The organism is Mycolicibacterium wolinskyi (assembly GCF_002101965.1).
In the GTDB taxonomy this organism is placed as follows: domain Bacteria; phylum Actinomycetota; class Actinomycetes; order Mycobacteriales; family Mycobacteriaceae; genus Mycobacterium; species Mycobacterium wolinskyi.
Genome location: NZ_LQQA01000006.1, coordinates 384,866 through 397,996 on the forward strand (window position 1 = coordinate 384,866; position 13,131 = coordinate 397,996).

Below are 13,131 nucleotides of genomic sequence, written 5' to 3' on the forward strand. Positions count from 1 at the left end.
AGCATGTCCAGGAGTCCCGACCCGCCCCGTCGGGCCACCCTGGCCTCGTTGGCGGCCGAACTGAAGGTTTCGCGGACCACGATCTCGAACGCGTACAACCGGCCGGATCAGCTTTCGGCCGATCTGCGTGAGCGGATCTTCGACGCCGCCAAGCGGCTCGGCTACCCGGGCCCTGACCCGGTGGCGCGTTCGCTGCGCACCCGTAAGGCCGGCGCCGTGGGGCTGATGATCACCGAACCGCTCAATTACTCCTTCAGCGATCCGGCCGCGCTCGATTTCGTTGCGGGCCTTGCCGAATCATGTGAAGAGGCCGGCCAGGGCCTGCTCTTGGTGGCGGTCGGCCCGAACCGCAGCTTCGAGGACGGCTCGGCGGCGGTGTTGTCGGCCGGGGTCGACGGTTTCGTGGTGTATTCGGCCTCCGACGACGATCCCTATCTGCCTGTCGTGCGGCAGCGGCATCTGCCCGTTGTGGTCGTCGACCAGCCCAAGGATGTGCCCGGGGTGTCCCGGATCGGCATCGACGATCGCGGCGGCATGCGGAAACTGGCCGAGTATGTGCTCGAGCTCGGCCATCGCGACATCGGTCTGCTGACGATGCGGTTGGGTCGAGATTGGCCGCACGGCAGCCCGAAACCCGCGCTGGCGGACCCCGAACGCGTGCTGTCCCCGCACTTCCACGTGCAGCGCGAGCGCATTCACGGTGTGTACGACGCGATGGTGGCGGCCGGCTTGGCGCCCGCGTCGCTGACCGTCGTCGAGAGTTACGAGCATCTGCCGACATCGGGTGGGGCGGCCGCCGAGGTGGCGCTGGAAGCCAATCCGCGTATCACCGCGCTGATGTGCACGGCCGACGTACTGGCGCTGTCGGCGATGGATTATCTGCGATCGCGCGGGATCTACGTGCCGGGACAGATGACGGTCACCGGATTCGACGGTGTGCCGGAGGCGTTGCGGCGCGGCCTCACCACGGTCGTGCAGTCCAGTGTCGAAAAGGGCCGCCGCGCTGGACAGTTGCTGCACAACCCGCCGCGGTCGGGGCTGCCGGTGATCGACGTGCTGGACACCGAAGTCGTGCGCGGGCGCACATCGGGCCAGCCGGCCTAGAGTTCGGTCACCGGCGGGGTATCCCGCCAGGCGTCGATCACCGGCGTCAAATGCTCGGTGAGCATGGGCAGTTCCGGTGCCATCGCGAGGGCCGCGATCGTCGCGAGACGTCCCGCGGCCTCCGTGACGCGCAGCACCCGCTCGTCGATCGGACGCAGCCCCAACTCGGTCGCGGCCGCGTCGTAACTGGCGATGCCCTCGGCGTCGATCATGGCAAGATCGGATTCGACCGCGCCGATCGTGACGAGTTCGAAGTCCGACCACAGTTCGCCGTCGGGCGTGGCGATCATGTTGTAGTACGGCGCGTCGCCGTGGATCGGCTGAAGATCGACACCCGGAAACGCCGATTCGAAAGCCGCGCGAGACGTCAGCACCGGCGCGAGGACGGCCCACTCCCGCTGTGCCCGTTCGAGGTCGGCGCCGGAGATCAATTCGGGCAGGCCCTGTAGCTCGGCAAGGCCCTCGGGGATGTAGGTGCCGAACGGCGCCCAGAAGCTGAGCGGTCCGTCGTAGTCGCGCAGCGCCGCGTGCAGTCGTGCGGTCTGTCGCAACCGGCTGTTCCAATCCGGCTCGGCGTCCGGGAGCTGCTCGACCAACTGCCAGAACGTCATCGAGAACCCGTCGCGCCGAACGGGTTCGCAGGGCACGAGCGGACTCGGCGGTACGACGGGAAGCCCACGGTCGGCGAGCCAACCCGTGACGGCCAACTCCGATTTCTGCTGTGCCGTCTGCCGATCCGGATCTGCGACGAGCGAACGCGGCAGGACCGTGGGCACGCGCGCGACGACGGGCGACGGCGCGAGATGCACGATGACGGAGAACACGTCGTAGAGCACGCGGGGTTCGTCGATGTCGAGCCCGAGTTCGGTTCCTGCGGCGGTCGCGGCAGCGACCGCCCGGGCCGTGCGGTCGGCGAGCTGGTCGGCGGTCAGCACCGTGCGCGGCGGGTTTCCAGCAGGTACCTCAGCGCTGCGGCAACATCGTCCGGCGTCCGGACCCGGTACGCCGCCAGCGTGTCACCCGGCCCGACCTTGACCCCGACATCGCCGTCCCGCATCCGCCGAAACGCCTTCTCGTCGGTGACGTCGTCACCGAAAAACACCACTACCGAGGCGTTTTCCTGATCACGCAGGATGTCGACGGCCTCGCCCTTGTCGGTCTGGATGACCGCGAACTCGAGGACCGCCTTGCCCTCGGTGAGTTGTGCGGCCCAGGCCGTCGAGGCGTCACGCGCCGCCGCGAGGGCGGCATCGGCGTCGTCGGCCGAGGCGTTGCGCACGTGCAGCGCGACGCTGGCCGGTTTGGTTTCGACCGTGACACCGGGCCGATCGGCGGCGATCGCGTTCAGCTCGGCGGTGATGCGGTCCAGCAGGTCGCGATCGATGTCATGCGTGAAGCCCGAGGTGAATTCGGCTCCGTGGCTGCCGACGAGGTGCACGGTCGACGGCATCCCGGACAACTCGCGCAGAACCGTCAACGCCCGGCCGGAGATCAGCGCGGCCGCGGTGTCGGGACATTCGGACAGCGCGACAAGCGAATCGGCGGCATCGGCCAAGGGGCGCGCGTCGCCGGGATTGTTGACGATCGGTGCGAGGGTGCCGTCGAAGTCGGACGTGACCAAAAGCCGCGTGGCCCCCGCCGCCTCGGACAGAACTTGCAACAGGTCGGCCGGTAGGTCGCTCACCCGCTAGATCTTAGGTTGGTCCTCTGCGCCGATCAGCAGCCGCACGGCGAGGTCGAGTCGCTTGCTCACGTCGGTCGCCGAGGCGCGCCGGGTCAGCCATGCCAACAGGTTGGACAGCCACACGTCGGAGATTACCCTGGCGATGTGGTACTGGTCCTCGGTCGGTTCGCCATCGCTCATCGCGCGCGCGAACATCGAGTCCATCAGCTTGCCGACATGATCGACCTCACCGGCTGCCGACGCGTCGGCGAACACGAACGCACGCGTCATGGCCTCGGTGAGCAGCGGGTTGCGCTGCATCGCCCGGTTGAGCTTGCCGACCATGAAGTTCAGCCGCTGATACGGCGTACCACCGGCCAGCGACGCGCGGTCGGTCTTGGCGTCGATGCGTTCGAACTCGCGGCCGAGCGCGGAAACCAGCAGGTGCACCTTCGACGGGAAGTAGCGGTACAGCGTGCCGACGGCGACATCGGCGCGCTCGGCGACGGCGCGCATCTGCACCGCCTCGTACCCGCCCTTGGACGCGATGGCCAGCGTGGCGTCGAGGATGCGCTTGCGGCGTTCGCGCTGCGCTTCGGAACCGAGTTCGGACTCGGCGAGGACCGACACGTTCGTCACCTCACGTGGTCGCGTGTCCGAGCCGGTTGGCTCGTCGCGCGCTGGCTGTGACACTCCGGCCATGGGGTTGGCGACTCCTTCTACTGCGTACCTCATCGAAAACGATACGCACGCCGATCTCCTTTTTCTCACCTCCGGGCCGGTTAAGACACGGACGTGTCCTGCTATAACTCGGGTCGACTTGACGGTCGAACACTGTCACCATTAGAACACGTTCTAGTGGGAAGCACGGACTTCTCGCACTACGGCTAGGAGTTGACGGTGTCAGCCACGATTACCGACGAGCAGTTTGCCGCCCGCGAGCTGGTGAGAAGCTGGGCCGCGGCAGCCGGCACGGTGGCCGCGGTACGTGAGATGGAACACGATCCGCAAGCCTGGCGGGCGGCGTACCAGGGGCTCGCCGAACTAGGGATCTTCAGCGTCGCCGTCCCCGAGGACCACGGCGGCGCCGGCGGCACCGTCGAGGATCTGTGCGCGATGGTCGACGAAGCCGCTGCGGCCCTGGTGCCCGGGCCGGTCGCGACGACGGCGCTGGCCACCCTGCTCGTCACCGATGCCGCGCTGCTGGATGCCCTGATGTCGGGTGAGCGCACCGCGGGCGCGGCGCTCGCCGCGTCGGTCGAGGTCGCCGCCGGCCGGGTGTCGGGAACCGTCGAGCATGTCCTTGGCGCCGACGCGGCAGGCGTACTGCTGTTGCCGGCCGGAGACCAGGTGTTGCTGGTCGACGCCGGCGCCGAGGGGGTGGCGGTCGAACACGTCGCGGCCACCGATTTCTCCGTGCCGTTGGCCCGCGTGGTCCTGGACTCGGTGCCCGTCGAGGTGCTCGCGGTGTCGCGGCAACGATTCGACGACGCCGCGGCGACCGTGTTCGCCGCCGAGGCAGCCGGTTTGGCCCGGTGGACGTTGCACACCGCCACCGAGTACGCGAAGGTCCGCGAGCAGTTCGGCAAGCCGATCGGCAGCTTCCAGGCGATCAAGCACATGTGCGCCGAAATGCTGTTGCGGTCCGAGCAGATCTCGGTCGCCGCGGCCGACGCGGCCCGCGCGGCAGGCGAATCCGACGACCCTCAGCTGTCGGTTGCCGCCGCGGTCGCCGCTGCCACCGGTGTCGAAGCCGCGAAAGCCAATGCCAAAGACTGCATTCAGGTGCTCGGCGGTATCGGCATCACATGGGAGCACGACGCGCACCTGTATCTCCGGCGCGCATACGGCATCGCGCACTTCCTGGGTGGGCAACGCCGGTGGGTGCGCCGTGTCGCAGGCCTGACGCGGCAGGGTGTGCGCCGTGAGTTGACGATCGATCTGGAGTCGGTCGCGGATCTGCGTCCCGAGATCAGTGCCGCGGTCGCCGAGGTGGCCGCGCAGCCCGTGGAAAAGCGACAGATCGCGCTCGCGGAATCCGGTCTGCAGGCGCCGCATTGGCCGAAGCCCTACGGCCGCAACGCATCACCGGCCGAACAGTTGCTGATCGACCAGGAGCTCGCCGCGGCGAAGGTCGAGCGCCCCGATCTGGTCATCGGCTGGTGGGCGGTGCCCACGATTCTCGAACACGGCAGTGCGGAGCAGATCGACCGGTTCGTCCCGCCGACCCTGCGCGGTGACCTGGTCTGGTGCCAGCTGTTCTCCGAGCCGGGCGCGGGCTCCGATCTGGCCGCGTTGCGCACCAAAGCCGTTCGTGCCGAGGGCGGTTGGAAGCTCACGGGCCAGAAGGTGTGGACCTCTGCGGCCCAGAAGGCGCACTGGGGCGTGTGTTTGGCCCGCACCGATGCCGACGCGCCGAAGCATAAGGGCATCACATATTTCCTCGTCGACATGAAATCGCCGGGCATCGTGATCCGGCCGCTGCGCGAGATCACCGGCGACGAGCTGTTCAACGAGGTGTTCTTCGACGACGTATTCGTGCCCGACGAGATGGTGGTCGGCACCGTCAACGACGGCTGGCGGTTGGCGCGCACCACGCTGGCCAACGAACGCGTCGCGATGGCAGGCGGTACGGCACTTGGCAATCCGATGGAAGAACTGCTGCGTACCGTCAGCGAGATCGATGTCGACCCGGCCGATGAGGATCGTCTGGGCAGCCTGATCCTCGCGGCTCAGGTGGGTTCACTGCTCGATCAGCGCATCGCACAGCTCGCGGTCGGCGGCCAGGATCCCGGTGCGCAGGCCAGTGCCCGCAAGCTCATCGGCGTGCGCTACCGGCAAGCGCTGTCGGAATTCCGGATGGAGCTGTCCGCGGGCGGCGGTGTGGTGGCCAACCAGGAGGTGCACGACTTCCTCAACACCCGCTGCCTGACGATCGCCGGCGGCACCGAGCAGATTCTGTTGACCCTGGCCGGGGAGCGGTTGCTGGGCCTGCCGCGCTGACGCTGCGATGCCTGCGCTCAGCCGAAGTTGGTCTGGGCGCAGGCCGTCGGCGTCGTGAGGTTCCACCCGCTGGACACGACCTGGATCTGGGTGCACGCGATGAAGTCGGCCTCCCGGTCAGGTTGGCCGGTGCGCCAGTCGATCGGTTGCGAATCGCCGTCGACCCGGAAGCGCTCGAGTCCGCCGCCGCCGAAGTACGTCACCGAGATCTCGACGTTGTTGGTGGCCTTCAGCATCCGCGACAACACGTTGTTGTTGTTGGCCCCCTTGTGCAGCTCTCGCGGCGAACCGGACGGTGCGCTGTAGGACGCTTCCTGCCACACACTGCGGTCGGTGCTGCGCAGCGTGATGGTCTGCCGGGCCCACGTATCGCCGGGAAGCCCGATGGGGCCGTTGGGGCCCAGGAGGTTGGCCTGGGTGTTGAACCTGCAGCGATCGCCGGCGCAGTCGGCCGTGGCGTGCATTTCCAGGAGGCCGCTTGGTGTCGGTATCGAGGTCACCGCAGTGTTGACCGCTGCGTCGGCGACGGCCGGGGCCGTGAGTGCGGCCGCCGCCGCGGACACCGCCAGCACCCCAAGAATCCTCTTCACGGCTCTCCCTCCGGTCCGGCGAATGTTAGCCCGCACGCTATTCGTCGTAGGTGACTTCGACGGAATCCGACGCCGGGGTGGCCTGGCACCCGAGGATCAAACCCTCCTCGAGGTCGGAGGGTTCGAGTACGTCGTTGATCTCCATCTCGACCTCGCCCGACTTCTTCAGCACGGCGCACGCACCGCAGTGTCCTTCGCGGCACGAGAACGGCGCGTCGAACCCTTTGTCGAGGAGTACGTCGAGCAGTTTTGCCGAACGCGGCCAACGGATTTCGTGCGTCGTACCGTCCAGGGTGACGACGGCGGTGGCCGGCCCCTGGTCGCTGTCCTCGTCTTCTTCGATCACCACCGCGGCGAACGGGTCGGACTCCAGCGACTTGAACACCTCGATGTGAATACGCTCGTCGGCCGTGCCTGCCTGGCGCAGCGCCTCCTCGGCTGCGGCCATGAACGGTCCCGGCCCGCAGATGAACGCGTCGTGGGCCGCGAACGGTGCGGTCAAACCGGCCAGTGCCGCGGCGCTCGGCAGCCCCTGCACGGTCTCCAGCCAGTGGATGACGGTCAGTCGGTCGGGGTACTTGGCAGCCAGGTCGCGCAGTGTGGCCGCGAAGATCACGGAGTTCTCGTCGCGGTTGGCGTAGATCAGCACGACGTTGCCGCTGCCTTCGGCCAGAGCCGACTTGCAGATGGCCATCATCGGGGTGATGCCGCTGCCCGCGGCGAGCAACAGGAAATCGGCGTCGAGGTTCTTCGGCACGAACGTGCCCGACGGTGCGAGCACGTGCATCCGCATGCCGGCGTGCGCGTTGTCGCACAGCCAGTTCGACGCGTAACCGTCGGCGGTGCGCTTGACCGTGACGGTGAGTTGGTCGTCGGTGACCGGGGAACTCGACAGCGAGTAGCAGCGGGCCACCGAGCCGGTGCGGTCGCTGGGTACGCGAAGCGTCAGGAACTGGCCGGGGGAGTAGCGCAACCGCTCGGTGGGGATGGTCGAACCCTCGGGCACGGTGAACACCAGAGAGCGGGCGTCGGACGTCTCTTCGACGACCGCAGCCACCTGCAGTTCGAGCACGTGGCTACCCAGTGGCTCATCGGTCACGGGCGGTGGCCCTCTCTACTCGTCAATCCGGCCATAACTAGAACAGGTTACAAAAACCTACTTGCCCAGGTCCAGCCGCTGTATGAACACGCTACTCGACACAAATCGTAACGTGTTCTAATCTCTGACTAAGCGATTCTTGGGAGGCATTCAGTGACGTCCATTGAACAGCGTGACGTGCAGGCGGTCTTGGCCGGCATCGATGAGTTGTTGCCGCAACTGCGCGAGCGTGCTCAGGCCACCGAGGATCTGCGCAAGATCCCCGATGAGTCCATCAAGGCACTCGACGAGGTCGGCTTCTTCAAGCTGCTGCAGCCCGAGCAGTGGGGCGGTCTGCAATGCGATCCGACGGTCTTCTACGAGGCCGTGCGCCGTATTGCGAGCGCGTGTGGCTCGACCGGTTGGGTCAGCTCGATCATCGGCGTGCACAACTGGCATCTGGCGCTGTTCGACCAGCAGGCGCAGGAAGAGGTGTGGGGCGAGGATCCGACGGTCCGGGTGTCCTCCTCGTACGCGCCGATGGGTGCGGGTGTGGTGACCGAGTCCGGCGACGGTTATCTCGTCAACGGCGCATGGAACTGGTCCTCGGGCTGTGACCACGCCACATGGGCGTTCCTCGGTGGCCCGGTGATCAAGGACGGCAGGCCGGTCGATTTCGGCAGCTTCCTGATCCCGCGCACCGAGTACACAATCGACGACGTGTGGCACGTGGTCGGCCTGCGCGGCACCGGCAGCAACACCGTCGTCGTCAAGGACGTGTTCGTGCCCCGGCACCGGTTCCTGTCCTACAAGTCGATGAACGACGGCACCGCGGGTGGCTATCGGACCAACACCGCTCCGGTGTACAAGATGCCATGGGGCACAGTGCATCCCACCACCATCTCGGCGCCGATCGTCGGCATGGCCTACGGCGCCTACGACGCGCATGTCGAGCATCAGGGCAAGCGGGTGCGCGCGGCGTTCGCCGGCGAGAAGGGCAAGGACGATCCGTTCGCCAAGGTCCGTATTGCCGAGGCCGCCAGCGACATCGACGCCGCGTGGCGTCAGCTGATCGGCAATGTCGGTGATGAGTATGCGTTGCTCACCGAAGGCAAGGAGATCCCGTTCGAGTTGCGCGCCCGCGCCCGTCGGGATCAGGTGCGTGCCACCGGCCGCGCGATCGCCTCGATCGACCGGCTCTTCGAGTCGGCCGGCGCCACCGCACTCGCCAACAGTGCTCCGCTGCAACGGTTCTGGCGCGATGCGCATGCCGGCAGGGTGCATGCCGCCAACGATCCCGAGCGTGCGTACCTGATCTTCGGCAACAACGAGTTCGGACTCCCGCCCGCGGACACGATGGTCTGACATGACTTCATTCGCCGCCGAAGCTGCACAGCAGCAAGAGATCACATTCGAGTCCACGTCGCGGTATGCGCAGGTCCGCGCGGGTGACCTGGACATGCGCCTGCACTACCACGAGGCCGGTGACCCGGAAGCGCAGACGATCGTGCTGCTGCACGGCGGCGGCCCGGGTGCTTCGGCCTGGTCCAACTTCGGGCGCAACGTCGCCGTGCTGGCCGAGCATTTCCATGTGCTCGCGGTCGATCAGCCCGGATACGGTCACTCCGACAAGCACACCGAGCACGAGCAGTACAACCGCTACAGCGCCAAGGCGCTGCTGGGCCTGTTCGACCATCTCGGGCTGCAGGGCCGCATTCCGCTGCTCGGCAATTCGCTGGGCGGCGGTACCGCGGTGCGCTTCGCGCTCGACTATCCGGACCGTGCGGGCAAGCTCGTGTTGATGGGGCCCGGTGGGCTCAGCGTCAACTTGTTCGCGCCCGACCCGACCGAGGGCGTGAAGCTGCTCGGCAAGTTCACGGCCGACCCGACGCGCGAGAACATGGAGAAGTTCCTGCGCATCATGGTGTTCGATCAGAAGCTCGTCACCCCTGAGCTGGTCGAGGAGCGCTTCCAGATCGCCAGCCAGCCCGAGTCGTTGGCCGCGGCGCGTGCGATGGGTAAGTCGTTCGCCGGCCCGGATTTCGAGCTCGGCATGATGTGGCGCGAGGTGTACAAGCTGCGCCAGCCGGTGCTGTTGATCTGGGGCCGTGAGGACCGGGTCAACCCGCTCGACGGCGCGCTCGTCGCGGTCAAGCAGATTCCGCGCGTGCAGCTCCACGTTTTCGGGCAGTGTGGGCACTGGGCTCAGGTGGAGAAGTTCGACGAGTTCAACAAGCTCACCATCGATTTCCTGGGAGGCTAGCGCATGAGCATTAAGTCGCTGGGGTACCTGCGCATCGAGGCCACCGACGTCGCGGCCTGGCGGGAGTACGGCCTGAAGGTGCTCGGCATGGTCGAGGGCAAGGGCCAGACCGAGGGCGCACTGTACCTGCGGATGGACGAGTTCCCGGCGCGGCTCGTGATCGTCCCCGGCGAGCACGACCGGCTGCTGGAGTCGGGCTGGGAAACCGCGAATGCCGCCGAACTGCAGGACATTCGCACCCGGCTTGAGGCCAATGGCACCCCCTACAAAGAAGCGGCGGCCACACAACTTTCCGATCGCCGCGTCGACGAGATGATCGTCTTCGACGATCCCTCCGGCAACACCCTTGAGGTGTTCCACGGTGTCGCGCTTGAACACCGTCGCGTCGTCAGCCCGTACGGGCACAAGTTCGTCACCGAGGAGCAGGGGCTCGGGCACGTCGTGCTGACCACCAAGGACGACGCCGAAACCTTGCACTTCTACCGTGACGTGCTGGGCTTTCACCTGCGCGACTCGATGCGGCTGCCGCCTCAGCTGGTGGGCCGGCCCGCGGACGGGGAGCCGGCGTGGCTGCGCTTCCTCGGTGTCAACCCGCGCCACCACAGCCTGGCGTTCATGCCGGGCCAGACGCCAAGCGGCATCGTGCATCTCATGGTCGAGGTGGGCGAGGCCGACGACGTGGGCCTGTGCCTGGACCGTGCGCTGCGCCGCAAGGTGAAGATGTCGGCGACGCTGGGCCGCCACGTCAACGACAAGATGCTGTCCTTTTACATGAAGACGCCGGGCGGGTTCGACATCGAATTCGGTTGTGAGGGACTCGAAGTCGACGACAACGACTGGGTGGCCCGCGAATCGACGGCAGTCAGCCTGTGGGGCCATGACTTCAGCGTCGGGTTCAAGTGACGCAGCCTGAGCCGATCGATCCACGCACATTCCGCAATGTGCTCGGCCAGTTCTGCACTGGCATCACGATCATCACCACCGTGCATGACGAGGTGCCGGTCGGATTCGCGTGCCAGTCCTTCGCGGCGCTGTCGCTTGATCCGCCGCTGGTGCTGTTCTGCCCGACCAAGCAGTCGCGGTCGTGGCAGGCCATCGAGGCCAGCGGACGGTTCTGTGTGAACATCCTGCATGAGAAGCAGCAGCACGTCTCGGCGCGGTTCGGCTCCAAGGAACCCGACAAGTTCGCCGGAATTGATTGGGAGCCTTCGCACCTCGGCTCTCCGGTGATCGACGGCGCGCTTGCGCACATCGACTGCAAGGTCGATTCGGTGCATGACGGTGGTGATCACTTCGTGGTGTTCGGTGCGGTGCACTCGTTGTCGGAGGTGCCCAAACGTAAGCCCCGGCCACTGCTGTTCTACCGCGGTGAGTACACCGGCATAGAACCCGACAAGAACACCCCGGCGCAGTGGCGTGACGATCTGGAGGCGTTCCTCACCGCCACCACCCAGGACACCTGGCTTTAGAACTTTACGTCGTTGACAAGACTGGGCCCCCTCCTCGCGGAGGGGGCCCAGTCGCATAGTCACCGCTCCGTCGATTGATCAACCGGTCAAATAGCCTATTGACACGCTGGCCGATGCACTGACATCTTTGATCGATCGATCAAAACATGGAAAGGCTGGCGATGGCAGGGCGCGTCGAGGGCAAGGTTGCATTCATCACCGGGGCGGCACGTGGGCAGGGGCGCAGTCACGCCGTGCGGCTGGCGCAGGAGGGTGCGGACATCATCGCGGTCGACATCTGTCGGCAAATCAGCAGCAACAGCGTGATCCCGCCGTCGACCCCCGCCGATCTCGCGGAGACGGCCGATCTGGTCAAGGCGTTGAACCGAAGGATCGTCACGGCCGAGGTGGATGTGCGCGACTTCGACGCGCTCAAGGCGGCCGTCGACGGCGGGGTCGAGCAGTTGGGCAGGCTGGACATCATCGTCGCGAACGCGGGCATCGGCAATGGTGGCGAGACGTTGGACAAAACCAGCGAGCAGGACTGGGACGACATGATCGGCGTCAACCTGTCCGGCGTCTGGAAGACTGTGAAAGCCGCGGTGCCGCATCTACTTTCAGCGGGACGCGGGGGCTCCATCGTTCTCACGAGCTCGGTCGGCGGGCTGAAGGCATACCCGCACACCGGCCACTACATCGCGGCGAAACACGGTGTGGTGGGGCTGATGCGGAGTTTTGCCGTCGAACTGGGTCAGCATTCGATCCGGGTGAACTCGGTGCATCCGACCAACGTGAACACGCCGATGTTCATGAATGAGGGCACCATGAAGCTGTTTCGTCCCGACCTGGAAAACCCGGGACCCGACGATCTGGCCGTTGCCGCGCAGTTCATGCACGTGCTGCCGATCGGCTGGGTGGAGCCGGTGGACATCAGCAACGCGGTGTTGTTCCTCGCCTCCGATGAGGCGCGCTACGTCACCGGCCTTCCCGTCACGGTCGATGCCGGAAGTATGTTGAAGTAGCCCAGTCTATTTCGTCGCGAACCGGTGCAGCATGCGCTCAATGAACGCGCGGAACTCGTCGTGGCCCTGCGTCACTCCGACGGCCTCCTCGTTGCAGAGGCTGCGCGCCGACTGGGTGAGCAGCATCGACATCACGACGGGCGGATACTCGTCGATGTCGACTCCGTGTGTCCGGAGGACCATGGCCATGGCGGTGGTCTCGATGTCCCGGACGCGTTCGGAATAGGACTTGAGTTCGGCGCCGATGGCCTTGCGGTGGTTGGCCATCGCCATGAACTCGGTGTTGAGACCGGTCAGGCGCGAGTCGGAGTTGAGCACCCACAAGGCCCGGAGTGGGTCCTCGTCGGCGATGGCCTCGCGCATCCGCGTGAGCGCCGCGTCGGCGCCGCTTCGCAATACCGCGACGAACAAGTCGTCGAGGGTGTCGAAGTAGTAGTAGACCAACGCCGACCTGACGCCGGCCACGGCGGCGATGCGCCGGGTGGTCGCCGCGGCATAGCCCTCGTCGCGGATCACCTGAGCGGTCGCCTCGATCAGCCGTCGCCGCGTACCCGCATCTTTGTCCTTGGCTGCGCGTGGTGCGGGCATCAGCCGATGCTCCCAGAAGCGTTGTGGGCCAGACAAAATGACGGTTGGCTTGGAACCCTTGACCGCTCCCGAGAGCACCTGGTAAGCATGAGCCATCCTAGCAGTTTGATCAATCGATCAAACGATGAAGTCTGAGGAAGACCGATGCCCGAAGATACGAGCCGGCACGAACTACGCGTGGACGGCAGCTTGTGCGAAGGTCATGCATTGTGCGTCGACCTGGCGCCCGACGTCTTCGTACTGGGCGACGACGAGGTCGCTGCCGCCGATACGACGCCACCCGAATCGCGGTGGGGGCAGGTGAAAGCCGCCGTCGACGCCTGTCCCCGCCAGGCCATCACATTCTCAACCCTGCACACGAAAGGCCGCTGA

14 protein-coding genes are annotated in these 13,131 nt (G+C 66.4%); 8 read left to right on the plus strand and 6 right to left on the minus strand.

Going from position 1 to position 13,131, the window contains the following annotated elements:
- Positions 1-3 precede the first annotated feature (3 nt).
- The gene (locus tag AWC31_RS05660) at positions 4-1,104 is read left to right on the plus strand and encodes an Rv3575c family transcriptional regulator (protein ID WP_067850494.1); all 1,101 of its coding nucleotides are present in this window, start codon (positions 4-6) and stop codon (positions 1,102-1,104) included.
- Here AWC31_RS05660 and AWC31_RS05665 read toward each other — a convergent pair.
- The 3 genes from AWC31_RS05665 to kstR are packed head-to-tail and all read right to left on the minus strand — an operon-like array spanning position 1,101 to position 3,469.
- Positions 1,101-2,039 (minus strand): phosphotransferase, encoded by a 939-nt coding sequence (locus AWC31_RS05665; protein WP_085143347.1) that lies wholly within the window; start codon positions 2,037-2,039, stop codon positions 1,101-1,103. The two genes, AWC31_RS05660 and AWC31_RS05665, sit on opposite strands and share 4 nt — an antisense overlap.
- Entirely contained in the window at positions 2,033-2,788 is a 756-nt protein-coding gene (gene otsB / locus AWC31_RS05670) for a trehalose-phosphatase (protein WP_085143348.1), read from the minus strand. The genes AWC31_RS05665 and otsB overlap by 7 nt, the downstream gene beginning before the upstream one ends.
- Before the next feature lie 3 nt (positions 2,789-2,791).
- On the minus strand, positions 2,792-3,469 hold the full coding sequence (gene kstR / locus AWC31_RS05675; RefSeq protein ID WP_085143349.1) for a cholesterol catabolism transcriptional regulator KstR: 678 nt from the start codon (positions 3,467-3,469) through the stop codon (positions 2,792-2,794).
- A gap of 198 nt (positions 3,470-3,667) precedes the next feature.
- On the opposite strand from kstR, the gene AWC31_RS05680 reads away from it, so the two are divergent.
- Positions 3,668-5,770: an acyl-CoA dehydrogenase family protein gene (locus tag AWC31_RS05680; RefSeq protein WP_085143350.1), complete on the plus strand. Its 2,103-nt coding sequence runs from the start codon at positions 3,668-3,670 to the stop codon at positions 5,768-5,770.
- Between the two features lie 17 nt (positions 5,771-5,787).
- On the opposite strand, the gene AWC31_RS05685 is transcribed toward AWC31_RS05680, so the two are convergent.
- Entirely contained in the window at positions 5,788-6,360 is a 573-nt protein-coding gene (locus AWC31_RS05685) for a hypothetical protein (RefSeq protein ID WP_085143351.1), read from the minus strand.
- Positions 6,361-6,397: 37 nt separating this feature from the next.
- Positions 6,398-7,459, minus strand: a complete 1,062-nt coding sequence (locus tag AWC31_RS05690) for a ferredoxin--NADP reductase (protein WP_085143352.1) — start codon at positions 7,457-7,459, stop codon at positions 6,398-6,400.
- Positions 7,460-7,612: 153 nt separating this feature from the next.
- Between AWC31_RS05690 and hsaA the strand changes: the two genes are divergently transcribed.
- The 5 genes from hsaA to AWC31_RS05715 all read left to right on the plus strand — a co-directional run bounded on the left by hsaA (position 7,613) and on the right by AWC31_RS05715 (position 12,171).
- Positions 7,613-8,803: a 3-hydroxy-9,10-secoandrosta-1,3,5(10)-triene-9,17-dione monooxygenase oxygenase subunit gene (hsaA, locus tag AWC31_RS05695; protein ID WP_085143353.1), complete on the plus strand. Its 1,191-nt coding sequence runs from the start codon at positions 7,613-7,615 to the stop codon at positions 8,801-8,803.
- A gap of 1 nt (position 8,804) precedes the next feature.
- On the plus strand, positions 8,805-9,701 hold the full coding sequence (gene hsaD, locus AWC31_RS05700) for a 4,5:9,10-diseco-3-hydroxy-5,9,17-trioxoandrosta-1(10),2-diene-4-oate hydrolase (protein ID WP_067850510.1): 897 nt from the start codon (positions 8,805-8,807) through the stop codon (positions 9,699-9,701).
- Positions 9,702-9,704: 3 nt separating this feature from the next.
- The gene (gene hsaC, locus AWC31_RS05705; protein WP_085143354.1) at positions 9,705-10,604 is read left to right on the plus strand and encodes an iron-dependent extradiol dioxygenase HsaC; all 900 of its coding nucleotides are present in this window, start codon (positions 9,705-9,707) and stop codon (positions 10,602-10,604) included.
- Positions 10,601-11,170 (plus strand): 3-hydroxy-9,10-secoandrosta-1,3,5(10)-triene-9,17-dione monooxygenase reductase subunit, encoded by a 570-nt coding sequence (gene hsaB, locus AWC31_RS05710; protein ID WP_085143355.1) that lies wholly within the window; start codon positions 10,601-10,603, stop codon positions 11,168-11,170. Before hsaC ends, hsaB begins: the two co-directional genes overlap by 4 nt.
- Positions 11,171-11,331: 161 nt before the next feature.
- The gene (locus AWC31_RS05715; RefSeq protein WP_085143356.1) at positions 11,332-12,171 is read left to right on the plus strand and encodes a mycofactocin-coupled SDR family oxidoreductase; all 840 of its coding nucleotides are present in this window, start codon (positions 11,332-11,334) and stop codon (positions 12,169-12,171) included.
- Positions 12,172-12,177: 6 nt separating this feature from the next.
- Here the strand turns inward: AWC31_RS05715 and AWC31_RS05720 are convergent, their stop codons facing one another.
- Positions 12,178-12,759 (minus strand): TetR/AcrR family transcriptional regulator, encoded by a 582-nt coding sequence (locus tag AWC31_RS05720; RefSeq protein WP_085143447.1) that lies wholly within the window; start codon positions 12,757-12,759, stop codon positions 12,178-12,180.
- 144 nt (positions 12,760-12,903) lie between these two features.
- On the opposite strand from AWC31_RS05720, the gene AWC31_RS05725 reads away from it, so the two are divergent.
- Positions 12,904-13,131: a ferredoxin gene (locus tag AWC31_RS05725; RefSeq protein WP_085143357.1), complete on the plus strand. Its 228-nt coding sequence runs from the start codon at positions 12,904-12,906 to the stop codon at positions 13,129-13,131.

What these genes read in the sequence shown, in the direction of transcription:
- AWC31_RS05660 (WP_067850494.1), top strand. Translation starts at nt 4, where the DNA reads ATGTCCAGGAGTCCCGACCCGCCCCGTCGGGCCACCCTGGCCTCGTTG.
- kstR (WP_085143349.1), bottom strand. Translation starts at nt 3,469, where the DNA reads ATGGCCGGAGTGTCACAGCCAGCGCGCGACGAGCCAACCGGCTCGGAC.
- hsaD (WP_067850510.1), top strand. Translation starts at nt 8,805, where the DNA reads ATGACTTCATTCGCCGCCGAAGCTGCACAGCAGCAAGAGATCACATTC.
- hsaC (WP_085143354.1), top strand. Translation starts at nt 9,705, where the DNA reads ATGAGCATTAAGTCGCTGGGGTACCTGCGCATCGAGGCCACCGACGTC.
- AWC31_RS05715 (WP_085143356.1), top strand. Translation starts at nt 11,332, where the DNA reads ATGGCAGGGCGCGTCGAGGGCAAGGTTGCATTCATCACCGGGGCGGCA.
- AWC31_RS05720 (WP_085143447.1), bottom strand. Translation starts at nt 12,759, where the DNA reads ATGCCCGCACCACGCGCAGCCAAGGACAAAGATGCGGGTACGCGGCGA.
- AWC31_RS05725 (WP_085143357.1), top strand. Translation starts at nt 12,904, where the DNA reads ATGCCCGAAGATACGAGCCGGCACGAACTACGCGTGGACGGCAGCTTG.